Below are 13,039 nucleotides of genomic sequence, written 5' to 3'. Positions count from 1 at the left end.
CGCAGAATTGGTCCATGAATAGAGCCAATCCCGATGACCTCGTCCACCTGCTGGGCCGGTGGGCCTCCGGGCGCGGGCCGCTCTACCTGCTGCTCGCCGCCCGGCTGCGGGCGCTCGTCGACGACGGCGTGCTCCCGCCCGGCGAACGGCTGCCGCCCGACCGGGTGCTGGCCGACCGGCTCGCCGTCGGCCGCGGCACGGTGGTCGCCGCCTACGAGCTGCTCCAGCAGGAGGGCCGGGTGACGCGCCGCCAGGGCAGCGGCACCCGCGTCGCGCCGGGCGACCCGCCGGCCACCAGGACGGCCGACGGCGTGGCGGCCAACCCGCTGATGCTGAACCTCCTGCACGACTCCGACGGCGTGCGGCTGCTGACCTGCGCGGCGCCGGACGACCCGCCGCCGGCGCTGTCCGAGGCGTACCAGGAGGCGGGGGCGCGGGTGGCGGGCCTGCGCGACCTGGGCTACCACCCGGCGGGCCACCCCGCGCTGCGCGAGGCGCTGGCGGGCTACTACGGCGCGCGCGGCCTGCCCACCACGGCGGACCAGATCATGGTGACGACGGGCGCACAGCAGGCGCTCACGCTGCTGGCCGGGCTGCTGGTGGCGCCGGGCGACACCGTGCTGACCGAGTCGCCGACGTACCCGGGGGCGCTGGAGGTGTTCCGGCACGCGGCGGCCGTCGTCAAGCCCGTCGACCTGGGTGAGGACCAGGCACGGCGGGCCGTGCGCGAGCGGCCGGCGCTGGTCTACGGCGTGCCCACCGCGCGCAACCCCGACGGCGCGGTCATGGACGACCCGGGCCGCAGGCGGCTGGCCGCCCTGGCCGCCGCGCACGACGTGCCGCTGATCGACGACGAGGTCTGCGCCGAGCTGCGCTTCTCGGGCGGGACGCCGGCGCCGGTGGCCGCCTTCGGCGGGGGCGAGCGGGTCGTCACCGTCGGCTCGCTGAGCAAGCTGGTGTGGGGCGGGCTGCGGGTGGGCTGGATCCGCGCGGCGGCGCCGGTGGTCTCGCGGCTGTCCCGGCTGCGGGCCGTGCACGATCTCGGCGGCGAGGTCTTCAGCCAGCTCGCCGCCGTCGCGCTGCTGCGCCGCCTCGACGAGGTGCGCGAGACCCGCGTACGCGCCCTGCGCCGGCGGCACGACCACCTGTGCGCCGAGCTGCGGGCGCGCCTGCCGTCCTGGACGTTCGAGCCGGCCCAGGGCGGCCAGACCGTCTGGGTGCGCCTGCCGCGCGGCGACGCCGGCTCCTTCGCCCAGGTGGCGCTCCGGCACGGCGTCGCGGTGCCGCCGGGCGGCTCCTTCGACCCGCTGGGCGGCCACGCCGCCCACCTGCGCCTGCACTTCCTGTTCCCCGAGGAGGAGCTGTCGCGGGCGGTGTGCGACCTCGCGGCGGCCTGGGCGGCCTACGACGGCGCCGGGAAACCCGTCTCCCGGCACGCCCTCGTCGTCTGACAGGGTGGGGGCCATGGAAACGACCTTCGTGCTGGTGCACAGCCCTTCCGTCGGGCCCTCGACGTGGGCTCCGGTGGCCGAGTCGCTGGGGCGGCGCGGCCGGGCGGCCGTCGTCCCCGACCTGACCGGCGTGTCCGCCGGCGGGGCGCCGTACTGGCCGCGCGTGGTCGCGGCGGTGCGCGCGGCCGTGCCCTCCGACGGGCCGCTCGTGCTGGTGGCGCACAGCAACGCCGGGTTCTTCGTGCCGGTGATCAAGGAGGGGCTGGGCGACCGGGTGGTGGCCTGCGTGTTCGCCGACGCGCACGTGCCGCCGTCCCAGGGGCTGGTCAGGACGGCCGAGGAGGGCTTCCTGCCGTTCCTGCGCGGCCTGGCGGGCCCCGACGGCGTGCTGCCACGCTGGACCGACTGGTGGGACGAGGAGGACATCGTGGCCATGCTCCCCGACCCCGCCCAGCGGCTGCTGGTCACGGGCGAGCAGCCGCGGCTGCCCCTCGACTACTACACGCAGCCCGTCCCCGTGCCCGCGGGCTGGGACGCGGTCAGGTGCTCGTGCCTGTGGTTCGGGCCGCCGTACGAGGAGGTGGCCCGCGACGCGGCCGGGCGCGGCTGGCCGGTGACCCGGCTGCCCGGCCTCCACCTGCACCAGGTGATCGACCCCGAGGGGGTCACGGACGCGCTGCTGAAGCTGTCCAGGAAGTCGTGAATTCTTCACTGTCGGCCCCCTGACCCGTCCGGCCATAGTCGGACACATGATCGAGGTGAACGAGCTCAGGAAGAACCACGGGACATTCGCGGCGGTCAGGGGCGTCTCGTTCCGGGTGGGCGAGGGCGAGATCTTCGCCCTGCTCGGCCGGAACGGCGCCGGCAAGACCACCACGGTCGAGGTGCTGGCCGGCTTCCAGCGGCCGGACGGCGGCGCCGTCCGGGTCGCCGGCCTCGACCCCTGGTCCGACCGCGCGGCCGTCCGGCAGCGCGTCGGCATCATGCTCCAGGAGGCCGGGTTCTTCCCCGACCTGACGGTCGCCCAGACGGTCGCGGTCTGGCGCGACTTCACCCCCGCGCCGCGCCCGGCCGGGGAGGCGCTCGACCTGGCCGGCCTGACGGACAAGGCCGGGACCAGGGTGCGCCAGCTCTCCGGCGGCGAGAAGCGCCGGCTCGACCTGGCGCTCGCCCTGCTCGGCCGCCCCGACGTGCTGTTCCTCGACGAGCCCACGACCGGCATGGACCCCGAGGCCCGCGCGAACACGTGGGAGGTCGTCTCCGGCCTGGCCGCGCGCGGCACCACGATCCTGCTCACCACCCACTACCTGGAGGAGGCCCAGCGCCTGGCCTCGTCCATGGCGATCATGGACAGGGGCGAGATCGTCGCGGCCGGCGGGATGGCCGAGACGCTGGCCGCGCGGGGCGGACGGGTGACGTTCCGGCTGCCCGCCGGGGTCGCCGCGGACGACCTGCCGGTGCCGGCCACGGTGGAGTCCGGCACCGCCGTCTGCCGGGCCGAGGACCCCGACCTGGCCGCGCAGACGCTGCTGACCTGGGCGGCCGGCCGCGGGCTGCGGCTGACCGGCCTGGAGGTCCGCGCGGCCACCCTCGAAGACCTCTTCCTCGACCTGCCCAGGAGCGCCCGATGAGCCTGACCGCCACCTACCGTCTCGGCACCCGCCTGTTCTGGCGCGACCGCGCCATGCTGGCCGCCTCGGTGATCACCCCCGTCGGGCTGACCGTGGGCATGCCGGCGCTGATGCGGCACGTCACCGGGGGCGGCGTGCCGTTCGCGACGGCGGTGTTCCACAGCTCGCTGGCGATCGTGCTGGCGCTCACCGCGTTCATGAACATCGCGGTCGCCCTGACCAACCGGCGCGACCAGCTCGTGCTCAAGCGGCTGCGGGCCGGGCTGCTGACCGACGCGCAGATCCTGGCCGGCCAGGTCGCCGCCACGGCCACGCAGACCTTCCTGGTGATCGTGCTGTGCGCGGTGGCCGTGCGGTTCGCCGCCGGGGTGCCGCTGCCGGACGACCCGCTGCTGTTCGCCGCCGTGACCGCCGCGGGCTCGGCCGTCATGGCGCTGCTGGGGGCGGCGTACACGGCGGCGATCCCGCGGAGTGAGCTGGCCGGGGCGTTCGCCATGCCGGTGTTCCTGGTCGCCGCGGTGTCGGCGGGCGCGATGGGGCCGATCCCGCTGCCCTCGTGGCTGAGCCCGGTGCTGGACCTGCTGCCCACCTCGGCCGTGGTGCACGCGGCGAAGACCGGGGAGGCGCTCGTGCCGGCGCTCGTCCTGGCCGGGTGGGCGGTGGCGGGCGTGGTGGCGATCCGGCTGTGGTTCCGCTGGGAACCGCGCCGGTCCTGAGTCGGACATAATCGCTGCTGTGGTGGTCTCGTCCTCGGCGCAGAGGCTCGCGCGCGTGCTCATCACGGGCGTCTCGGTCGTCTATTCGCTCATCGGGCTGCTCTACTTCATGGGCGGCCCGGCGATCGGGCTGCTCGCGGCGGCCGTGACGGTCGCCGTCGTCTCCACCCACTACGTCAACATGCGGGCCGCCCTGCGCGGCGGGCGCCCGCCGCTGTTCCCGGCCACGCTGGCGCTCCAGGCCGTCGTCACCTACGCGGGCGACTACCTGCTGCCGAGCGGCTGGTCGTCGATCGCCGCCCCGCTGCTGGCCGGGACCCTGCTGGTGTTCCTGGGGCTGCGCTGGGCCGTGCCGCTGGTCGTCCTCATGATGCTGTACGAGGGCGCCATCATGTGGATCGGCCCCCACTACGCCGTGGTCACCCTGTTCTACGTGATCGCCGTCCCCATCACCGGCTCGATGATCTACGTCCTGGTCCGGCTCGTCCGCGTCGCCGCCGAGCTGGAGGAGGCCAGGGCCGAGCTGGCCGACGCCGCCGTGCTCAAGGAACGCCTGCGCATCTCCCGCGACCTGCACGACGGCCTGGGCCGCAGCCTCACCGCCATCGCGCTCAAGGGCGACTTGGCCGCCCGCCTGATGGACCGCGACCCCGCCTCCGCCCGCGGCGAGGTGGGCGAGCTGGTACGCGTCGCCCGCGAGGCCGCCCAGGACGTCCGCCACGTGGCCCGCGGCTACCGCGCGATGTCGCTGAGCGGCGAGACCGACCGCGCGGCGGCGCTGCTGGAGTCGTCGGGGGTGAGCTGCCAGGCGCACCTGGCCGACGTAGCGCTGCCCCGGCGGGCCGAGGAGGCGCTGGCGTGGGGGGTGCGCGAGGCGGTCACCAACGTCCTGCGCCACAGCAGGGCCACCACCTGCACGATCACCACGTCGCTGCGGGACGGCCGGGTCCGCCTGGAGGTCGCCAACGACGGCGCGGCCGGCGGCGAGCCCGGCGCTGAGCCCGGCGTGCCCGGCGGTGGCCTCACCGGGCTCGCCGAACGGGCCTCCCAGGCGGGCGGCACGTGCGCCGCCGCCGCCACGGACGGCGGCGGCTTCCTGCTGGCCATGGAGGTTCCGGCGTGATCCGGGTGCTGCTGGCCGAGGACATGCACATGATCCGCGCCGCGCTCACCGCCCTGCTCCGGCTGGAGCCGGACATCGAGGTGGTGGCGGAGGTCGTGCGCGGCGACGAGATCGTGCCGGTCGCCCTCGACGTCCGGCCCGACGTGGCGGTCGTGGACATCGACCTGCCGGTGACCGACGGCATCACCGCCGCCGCCGAGCTGCGCGAACGGCTCCCGTCCTGCCGGATCCTGGTGCTCACGGCCATGGGGCAGCCCGGCCACCTGCGCCGGGCGCTGGCCGCGGGCATCGAGGCGTTCCTGGTCAAGGACGCGCCGGGCGACCGCCTGGCCGAGGCCATCAGGCGCACCGCGGCCGGTCTGCGCGTGCTGGAGAGCGAGCTGGTCTCCTCGGCCATGGAGTACGGCGAGAGCCCGCTCACCCCCCGCGAGACCACCGTGCTCCGGCAGGCCGCCAGGGGCGCGACCGCCGAGGAGATCGCCGCCGGCCTGCACCTGTCGGCGGGCACGGTGCGCAACTACCTCACGGCCGCGATCACCAAGACGGGCGCCCGGAACAAGATCGACGCCGTCCGCGTCGCCGAGGACGCGGGCTGGCTCTAGACGTCGGTGACGCGCAGCCCGGCGTGGGCCTTGTAGCGGCGGTTGATCGAGATGAGGTTGGCGGTCAGCGCCTCGACCTGGTGGGCGTTGCGCAGCCGGCCGCCGTAGACGCCGCGCACCCCCGGGATCAGCTCGGCCAGCGCCTGCACGGTGTCGGTGGCCTCGCGGTCGTCGCCGAGCACCAGCACGTCGAGGTCGACCTTCTCCACGGCCGGGTCCATCAGCAGCACGGCCGACACGTGGTGGAAGGCCGCCACGACCCGGCTCTCGGGAAGCACCGCGGCGGCCTGCTGGGCGGCGCTGCCCTCTTCCACCGGCAGCGCGTAGGCGCCCTGCTTGTCGAAGCCGAGCGGGTTGACGCAGTCGACCACGATCTTCCCGGCCAGCTCGGCGCGCAACGACTCCAGCAGCGCCTTGTGCCCCTCGTACGGCACCGCCACGATCACGACGTCGGCCTCGGCCGCCACGTCGGCGTTGGCCCCGCCCCGCGCGCCCGAGCCGATCGAGCCGGCCGCCTCCTGGGCCCGCTCGGCGCTGCGCGAGCCGATCAGCACCGTGTGCCCGGCCAGCGCGAACCGCCGCGCCAGCCCCTTCCCCTGGTCGCCGGTGCCGCCGAGGATCGCGATGGAGAGCCCGTTCACATCTGTCATGGCTCCGATCATGCCAGCCCCGGCGGCGCGGGCCGCAGGCCGGGGGCGGCACCCGGCGGCGAACGGGCCACCTCCGCCGCGCTCCTCGTGCACCATGGAGGCATGGACTCAGGTTCGGTGGCATTCCTGCGCGAGCTCCTGGCCACGACGGGCTGGCTCGAACGCACCCGCGAGCTGGGCCTGGCCCTGCGGACCACCCGCTCGCCCGGCGGCCTGCTGCTCGTCGGCCCCCCGGACGACGAGCCCTGGCACGTCACCGCCCACCTCAGCGACGAGGCCAGGTTCTCCGGCCTGCCGCAGCTCGCGCCCACCCTGATCCGCTGGTCGCCGCCCGCCGACGCCCCCGCCCACCTGCGTGTCGGCCTCGACCGCCTGCGGCAGGCGGGGCGCGGCGAGACCCTGTTCGTGCTGTCGGAGCAGGCGGCGCCCGTCCCGCTGCTGGAACGCGTCGACGACGCCCGCCGTACGGGGGCCACCATCCTGGCGATCGAGGGCGCCGACTCCGAGCTGAGCGGGCTGGCCCACGACTCCATCGCCGTCCCGGCCACCGGGCTGATCACCTTCGACGGCGCCCAGCACCTGGTCAGCGCGGCGGCCGGTGAGGTCGAGCGGCGGGCGGGGCTGCGCGAGCGCCTGGCCCGCCTGCTGGAGAAGGTCAGCGGCCCCCGCCTGTCGGAGTAGCGCGCGGCTACGGGTCAGGTACGGCCGCGGGTCAGGGCTGGGCGGCGAGGCGGGGGCCGAGGGCGGCCCGCAGGTTCTCGGTGGCCTCCTCGATGGCGCCGATCACCACCGCCTGCACCGGGTCCGGCTCGCCCGACCGCGTCCTGCTCACCCGGGTGACCGCGTCCAGGCGGCGCGCCCCCACCTCCCGTACCTCACTCACCCGCACCTCGCCCTCCGGCACGTCGAGCAGGGCCAGCGCGGGCACGATCGCCACCCCGTGCCCGGCCGCCACCAGCGCGAGCACCGGCGAGAAGTCGGTGACGACGTGCGTCCTGCGCGGCTCGACGCCGTGGATCCCGGCGAGCCGGTCGAGCGCCTGCCCGCACGCCTGGTCCGGCTCGGCGGCCACCCAGGGCAGGCGCATCAGGTCGGCCGTCGACTCCGGCTCGGGCCAGTCGGGCGGCAGCACGACCCGGAACTCGTCCACGTGCAGCGGCCGGACGTTCAGCGACGGCTGCGCCGGGACCGGCAGGCTCATGTCCTGCTCGGTGATGAGCAGGTCGACCGCGCCCAGGCGCAGCTCCTGGAGGGCGGGCTGGCCGTAGACCTCGTGGATGACCGGCGTGATGCGGGGGTGACGCTCGGCCAGGGCGCGCATCGCGGGCACCAGCATGTGCTTGATCGCCGTGGGGAAGGCGGCGATCCGCACCGGCCCGGCCAGGCGTTCGGTGAACCTGGTCAGCTCCTTCCTGGCCTCGCTCAGCTCCTCCTCGACCCGCTCGGCGTACCCGGCGAGCACGCGTCCCGCCGGGGTGAGCGAGACGCGGCGCTGGGAGCGGTCGATGAGCGCCAGCCCGACCTCGCGTTCGAGCTGGGCGAGCTGCTGGGAGACCGCGGAGGGGGTGAGGAACAGCGCCTCGGCCGCGCGCATCACGCCGCCGCGGCGGGCGACCTCGTGCAGGACACGCAGGCGTCGAGGATCAATATCCATGCAGGTCAGCTTACGTCTACCTTTAGCTTTCTTTATTTGTGCTTTAAGGCCAAAAATCCAGAGAATATCGGCCATGGATCTCCTCCTCGACGCCGTCGGCTGGGCCGGAGCCGCCCTGCTGCTGGCCGGGTACGCCCTGGTCTCGTCCGCGCGGCTGTCCGGCGACGGCGCGACGTACCAGGTCGTCAACCTGCTCGGCGCGCTCGGGCTCATGGTCAACAGCGCCTACAACGCCGCCTGGCCCTCGACCGGGCTGAACCTCGTCTGGGCCGCCATCGGCACGGTGGCCCTCGTCCGACTCGTCCGGGTGGGAGCCGCCAAATGATCGTCGAACTCAGCCACCGCATCACCGAGGGCATGACCACCTACCCCGGCGTCCCGGGGCCGACGCTGGGCACCCACCTGAGCAGGGAGGACTCACGCGAGGTCTACGCCCCGGGCACCGAGTTCGAGATCGGCGTGATCACGCTGGCCGCCAACACCGGCACCTACCTGGACACCCCGCACCACCGCTACGCCGGCGGCCAGGACCTGGCGCAGGTGCCGCTGAGCAGCCTGGCCGACCTGCCCGGCCTGGTCGTACCGGCCTCGGGGGACGGCCGCGAGGTGGTGCTCGACACCGCGCTCGACACCGCGCTCGACGTACGCGGCCGGGCGGTGCTGATCCACACCGGCTTCGACCGCCACTTCGGCACCGGCGCCTACTTCCGCGACCACCCGTACCTGGCGCCCGAGTCGGCGGCGTGGCTGGCCGAGCAGGGCGCGGCGCTGGTCGGCATCGACTCGCTCAACATCGACGACACCCCGCCGCACGGCGAACGCCCCGCCCACACGATCCTGCTGAAGGCGGGGATCCCGATCGTCGAGCACCTGACGGGGTTGTCGGCGCTGCCCGCGGAGGGGTTCAGGTTCCATGCCGCGCCCCCGATGATCGCGGGCATGGGCACCTTCCCCGTGCGGGCCTACGCCGTCGTGCCGTAGGCGGGGGTCACTCGTCCTCCTGCTCGGCCTCGTCCCACGCCTTGTTGCGGTCGGCGGCGCGCTGCAACGCGCCCGCCGCCTCCTCCTCCGAGGCGTAGGGACCCATCCGGTCCTTGTTGGGGCAGCCCTGGTCGGGCTCGACCCGCATGTGCTTGAGACAGAACCACCACTGGCCTTCGCTCACATGGTCAATTCTGCCCCGTAGACTCGTGTTTCATGACGACACTGCTCCAGCCCGGGCGAGTCTCGCCCGTCCGGAAGGTCCCCGCCCACATCGAGCGGCCGGAGTACGTCGGCAAGAAGCGCCCCACGACCGGCGAGTCCGACGTGAAGACCCCCGAGATCATCGAGCGCATGCGCGTGGCGGGCCGCATCGCCGCGCAGGCGCTCGAAGAGGTCGGCCGGCACATCGCCCCGGGCGTCACCACCGACGAGCTCGACCGCATCGGCCACGAGTTCCTGATCGACCACGGCGCCTACCCCAGCACGCTGGGCTACAAGGGCTATCCCAAGTCGCTGTGCACCTCGATCAACGAGGTCATCTGCCACGGCATCCCCGACGACACCGTGCTGCGCGACGGCGACATCGTCAACATCGACATCACCGCCTACATCGGCGGCGTCCACGGCGACACCGACGCCACCTACCTGGTGGGCGAGGTCGACGAGGAGTCGCGCCTGCTGGTCGAGCGCACCCGCGAGGCCATGATGCGGGCCATCAGGGCGGTCGCCCCCGGCCGCCAGCTCAACGTGGTCGGCCGCGTCATCGAGGCGTACGCCAAGCGCTTCGGCTACGGCGTCGTGCGCGACTTCACCGGCCACGGCATCGGCACGAGCTTCCACTCCGGCCTCATGGTCCCCCACTACGACGACCCGTCGCTGCGGGTGGAGCTGGTGCCGGGCATGACGTTCACCATCGAGCCGATGCTCACGCTGGGCACGATCGACTACGACATCTGGCCCGACAAGTGGACCGCGGTGACCAAGGATCGCAAGCGCACGGCCCAGTTCGAGCACACCATCGTGGTCACCGAGACGGGCAGCGAGATCCTGACCCTCCCCTGACCGGCCCCGGCCGTCAGCGTCGTCTGGGGATCGCCCCGCTCACCGTCGTGCCCTCGCCGGGCACGCCGTTGACCGACAGGGTGCCGCCGAGCTCGGCGAACGCGGCCCGCATCCGGGCGATCCCGCGCCCCGCGCCGCCCTCGGCGAAGCCCTGGCCGTCGTCGCTGACCGTCAGGCGCAGGCCGCTCGGGCCCGTGGTCACCGCCACCGCGACCGTACGGGCCCGGCTGTGGCGCTCGACGTTGGACAGCGCCTCGCGCATCGTCTCCATGACGCCGCCGGACACCCGCGAGGGCACGTCGGTGCCGGGCAGTGCCCAGGTCTCGACGGTGATCCCCGTCCGCTCCGACCATTGCGCCAGGAGGCCTTCGAGCGCCTCGGCCAGGCTCTGCCCCCCGCGCATGCGTGTCTCTTCCGCCAATGGTCTCGCCTTCCTCGGCACCCCGGGCCCGCGCCGGTCCCCACTCCGGCGCCCCGCACGCGTCGCGCAATCCCCCCTCAAGGTCTGCGCACGCTAGCTGATGAGGTTATGCCCTTCTCCCCTGTGAGACAGGCTACCCGGCGGTCCTGAGACCTGTGAGCCGAGGATAGGGTGCCATGGCCGAACCGCTACTCGCCCTTGTCAGCGCGGTTGAGACGGGCGAGATAGTCGTTGTAGGAGTCGAGTTCGGTGTCGCGTGCGCCGCCCCGGTCGGCCTTGCGGTCGGCCCGCCGGGCCTGCCGTTCGTCGTCGCGGTACCACTGGGCCGCGATGGCCAGCAGCACGAGCAGCGTCGGGATCTCGCCGAAGCCCCACGCGATGGCCCCGCCGTCCTGCTGGGTCTGCAGCAGGTTGTCGCCCCACGTGCGGCCGAGCGGCTCGTACCAGCCGGCGGCGATCACCGAGCCGGTCATCATCAGCGCGATGCCGAAGAAGGCGTGGAAGGGCATGGTGACGAAGAGCATCAGCAGCCGGCCGACGTACGGCAGCCGGCTCGGGCCCGGGTCGACGCCGATGATCACCCAGAAGAACAGCGAGCCGCTGAGCAGGAAGTGCAGGGTCATCCAGATGTGCCCCAGGTGCTCCTGCATGGCCGACTCGAACAGCGGCGTGAAGTAGAGGGCGTAGGTGGAGGCGACGAAGATGGCCGTCGCCACGACCGGATGGGACAGGACCTTGACCGCCCGGCTGTGCAGGATCGTGGTGATCCACTCCCGGGGGCCCCTGTCGCCCCGCCTGGCCGCCGGCTTGAGCGCCCGCAGCGCCAGCGTGACCGGGCCGCCCAGGACCAGGAAGATCGGCACGATCATGGACAGCGTCATGTGCTCGATCATGTGCACGTCGAACAGGACCTTGGCGTAGCGGGCCAGGCCGCTCTGGGTGGCGAACACCAGCAGCGCGATGCCGATGAACCAGGCGGCGGTGCGCCCCCACGGCCAGGAGTCGCCGCGCCGCATCAGCCGGTAGACGCCGGCGCCGTAGAGCCCGGCGAGCACGGCGGCCACCGCGGCGAAGAACAGGTCGAACCACCACAGCGAGAACACGTTCGCGATCGTGATCTCCGGCGGGACGGGGAAGCCGAGCAGCTCGAAGGCCCGGTCGGCGGGCACGCTGAACTCGGGGGGCGGCGTGCGCGACAGCGCGACGGCCAGCCCGACGGTGGCCAGCATGAGCAGCGTCTCGCCGCCGGCCAGCCGGGTGAACGCCCTGGGCCGGCCCGCCTCCAGGTCGACGAGCGTGCGCTGCCGGTGCCAGTAGCCGACGTAGCCGAGCAGCACGAAGGCGACGATCTTGGCCAGGGCCAGCAGGCCGTACTGGGTGGTCCACAGGTCGGACAGCGCGCCGAGCCGGGCGACCAGGCTGAACACGCCGGACAGGCCGACCGCGACGAAGCACCACAGCGCCAGCGCGGAGAACCGGGCGGCGGCCACGGTGAGCTGCGGCTGCCCGCGCATCGCGTGCGCGGCCAGCACGACCAGGCCGCCCACCCACAGGGCCAGCGCGAGCAGGTGCAGCGAGACCGCCGAGGTGGCCAGGTCGTGGTTGGGCGAGGAGGAGGTGTGGCCGGTCAGCGGCGGCGGCAACATCGTCACCAGCGCGAACACCAGCAGGCCGGCCGCGGCCCCGGCGGTGATCGCGCCGCGCGAGAACAGCGCGATGGCCACCCCGAACAGCACCACCAGCGTGAGCGCCACGCCCTGGGTGGTCTGGGTGGCGGTGCTGGTCAGGTATTCCCGGTTGAGGATCTGCGGGACCGTACGGCCCCAGGAGTCGGCCGTGGTGAACACGATGGCCAGGAACGCCGAGGCGGCCCAGCCGAGCGCCGTCCAGGACGAGGCCCTGACGTAGAGCAGGCCCGGCTTGCCGAGCATGCCCTTGTCGTTGGGCAGCAGCAGGGCGGCCGTGAGCAGCAGGCCGACGGTGAGCACGCCGGTGACGTCCATCAGCAGCTTGGACACCGGCAGGCCCCACCTGACCACCGCTCCGGCGTCGGGCAGCCCGGGGATGATCCTGGGGAAGGCCCGGCCGCCGGCGATCATGCCGATCACCAGGGCGGCGACCGCCGCCACCGCACCCGCGAGCGCGAGCCGCGCCGTTCTGCTCATGGCTTCTTCTTCCGCGCGCTGAACAGGAACCCGATGCCGATGCCGACCAGCGCGCCGATCACGATGACCAGCCAGGTCGGGAAGCCGCCCTTCGGCGTGGCCGCCGCCTGGTCGGCCGCGGGAGCGACCGGAGCGGCGGAGGAGGGAGCGGGAGCGGCGGTGGAGGGCGCGGCCGACGCCGCGTCGGTGGCCGACGCGCTCGGCGAGGCCGCCGGAGCCGCCTTGACCGTGAAGGGGATCTCGCCCTCGATGGGATGGCCGTCGGAGGAGACGACCCGGTAGGCGAGAGTGTACTTCCCGCCCGGCAGCGGCCCCTTGACCGCCTGCCGCACCACCGCGCCGTCGACCTCGGGCTTGCCCTCCTGGAAGACGGCCTCATCCGCGCCCCGGACGATGACGAACGGCATGCGCACCTTGGCGGTGAACTCCAGCCTGACCTCGTCGAGGGCCTCGACCTCGGCGCCCTTGGCCGGGTCGCTGCTCTTGAGTGAGTCGTGGGCCAGCGCCGGGGTGGCGGTGCCGAGCACGAACAGGGCGGCGAGAATCGCGGTGAGTGCCGCGAGCGGGGAACTCTTCATGG

16 protein-coding genes are annotated in these 13,039 nt (G+C 73.9%); 10 read left to right on the top strand and 6 right to left on the bottom strand.

Going from position 1 to position 13,039, the window contains the following annotated elements:
* Positions 1-14: 14 nt before the first annotated feature.
* From ACIBQ6_RS17110 to ACIBQ6_RS17085, 6 genes are read left to right on the top strand one after another with little or no spacing between them, the layout of a single operon-like run.
* Positions 15-1,451 (top strand): PLP-dependent aminotransferase family protein, encoded by a 1,437-nt coding sequence (locus ACIBQ6_RS17110; RefSeq protein WP_397212880.1) that lies wholly within the window; start codon positions 15-17, stop codon positions 1,449-1,451.
* A gap of 13 nt (positions 1,452-1,464) precedes the next feature.
* Positions 1,465-2,154, top strand: a complete 690-nt coding sequence (locus tag ACIBQ6_RS17105; protein WP_358294246.1) for an alpha/beta hydrolase — start codon at positions 1,465-1,467, stop codon at positions 2,152-2,154.
* A 46-nt stretch (positions 2,155-2,200) separates the two neighbouring features.
* On the top strand, positions 2,201-3,082 hold the full coding sequence (locus ACIBQ6_RS17100) for an ABC transporter ATP-binding protein (RefSeq protein WP_397212878.1): 882 nt from the start codon (positions 2,201-2,203) through the stop codon (positions 3,080-3,082).
* Complete coding sequence (locus ACIBQ6_RS17095; RefSeq protein WP_397212876.1) at positions 3,079-3,798, top strand: ABC transporter permease; 720 nt, start codon at positions 3,079-3,081, stop codon at positions 3,796-3,798. The genes ACIBQ6_RS17100 and ACIBQ6_RS17095 overlap by 4 nt, the downstream gene beginning before the upstream one ends.
* A 19-nt stretch (positions 3,799-3,817) precedes the next feature.
* Positions 3,818-4,921: a sensor histidine kinase gene (locus tag ACIBQ6_RS17090; RefSeq protein WP_397212874.1), complete on the top strand. Its 1,104-nt coding sequence runs from the start codon at positions 3,818-3,820 to the stop codon at positions 4,919-4,921.
* The gene (locus ACIBQ6_RS17085) at positions 4,918-5,523 is read left to right on the top strand and encodes a response regulator transcription factor (protein WP_358294254.1); all 606 of its coding nucleotides are present in this window, start codon (positions 4,918-4,920) and stop codon (positions 5,521-5,523) included. The genes ACIBQ6_RS17090 and ACIBQ6_RS17085 overlap by 4 nt, the downstream gene beginning before the upstream one ends.
* Here ACIBQ6_RS17085 and npdG read toward each other — a convergent pair.
* Positions 5,520-6,173, bottom strand: a complete 654-nt coding sequence (gene npdG, locus ACIBQ6_RS17080) for an NADPH-dependent F420 reductase (RefSeq protein ID WP_358294256.1) — start codon at positions 6,171-6,173, stop codon at positions 5,520-5,522. The genes ACIBQ6_RS17085 and npdG overlap by 4 nt on opposite strands.
* 102 nt (positions 6,174-6,275) lie before the next feature.
* On the opposite strand from npdG, the gene ACIBQ6_RS17075 reads away from it, so the two are divergent.
* Entirely contained in the window at positions 6,276-6,854 is a 579-nt protein-coding gene (locus ACIBQ6_RS17075; RefSeq protein ID WP_358294258.1) for a hypothetical protein, read from the top strand.
* Positions 6,855-6,885: 31 nt separating this feature from the next.
* Here ACIBQ6_RS17075 and ACIBQ6_RS17070 read toward each other — a convergent pair whose 3' ends face one another.
* Positions 6,886-7,827, bottom strand: a complete 942-nt coding sequence (locus ACIBQ6_RS17070) for a LysR family transcriptional regulator (RefSeq protein ID WP_352353485.1) — start codon at positions 7,825-7,827, stop codon at positions 6,886-6,888.
* 73 nt (positions 7,828-7,900) lie between these two features.
* Between ACIBQ6_RS17070 and ACIBQ6_RS17065 the strand changes: the two genes are divergently transcribed.
* Both ACIBQ6_RS17065 and ACIBQ6_RS17060 read left to right on the top strand, forming a co-directional pair.
* Positions 7,901-8,152, top strand: coding sequence for a hypothetical protein (locus tag ACIBQ6_RS17065; RefSeq protein WP_364331991.1), 252 nt, complete (start codon positions 7,901-7,903; stop codon positions 8,150-8,152).
* A complete protein-coding gene (locus ACIBQ6_RS17060) occupies positions 8,149-8,808 on the top strand; it encodes a cyclase family protein (protein ID WP_397212871.1) in 660 nt (219 codons plus the stop codon). The genes ACIBQ6_RS17065 and ACIBQ6_RS17060 overlap by 4 nt, the downstream gene beginning before the upstream one ends.
* Before the next feature lie 7 nt (positions 8,809-8,815).
* Here ACIBQ6_RS17060 and ACIBQ6_RS17055 read toward each other — a convergent pair whose 3' ends face one another.
* Entirely contained in the window at positions 8,816-8,992 is a 177-nt protein-coding gene (locus ACIBQ6_RS17055; protein ID WP_352323881.1) for a hypothetical protein, read from the bottom strand.
* A 32-nt stretch (positions 8,993-9,024) separates the two neighbouring features.
* Between ACIBQ6_RS17055 and map the strand changes: the two genes are divergently transcribed.
* Complete coding sequence (map, locus tag ACIBQ6_RS17050; protein WP_352353489.1) at positions 9,025-9,873, top strand: type I methionyl aminopeptidase; 849 nt, start codon at positions 9,025-9,027, stop codon at positions 9,871-9,873.
* Between the two features lie 13 nt (positions 9,874-9,886).
* Here the strand turns inward: map and ACIBQ6_RS17045 are convergent, their stop codons facing one another.
* The 3 genes from ACIBQ6_RS17045 to ACIBQ6_RS17035 form a co-directional block, all read right to left on the bottom strand.
* The gene (locus tag ACIBQ6_RS17045; RefSeq protein WP_358294264.1) at positions 9,887-10,276 is read right to left on the bottom strand and encodes an ATP-binding protein; all 390 of its coding nucleotides are present in this window, start codon (positions 10,274-10,276) and stop codon (positions 9,887-9,889) included.
* Between the two features lie 206 nt (positions 10,277-10,482).
* Positions 10,483-12,459: a cytochrome c oxidase assembly protein gene (locus tag ACIBQ6_RS17040; protein WP_397212870.1), complete on the bottom strand. Its 1,977-nt coding sequence runs from the start codon at positions 12,457-12,459 to the stop codon at positions 10,483-10,485.
* Complete coding sequence (locus tag ACIBQ6_RS17035) at positions 12,456-13,037, bottom strand: copper resistance CopC family protein (RefSeq protein ID WP_358294267.1); 582 nt, start codon at positions 13,035-13,037, stop codon at positions 12,456-12,458. The genes ACIBQ6_RS17040 and ACIBQ6_RS17035 overlap by 4 nt, the downstream gene beginning before the upstream one ends.
* Positions 13,038-13,039: the final 2 nt, after the last annotated feature.

Source organism: Nonomuraea sp. NPDC049655, from assembly GCF_044465465.1.
Taxonomy (GTDB): domain Bacteria; phylum Actinomycetota; class Actinomycetes; order Streptosporangiales; family Streptosporangiaceae; genus Nonomuraea.
The sequence above is the reverse complement of the archived record's forward strand: the minus strand, read 5'-3'. Positions and strand labels throughout refer to the sequence as shown.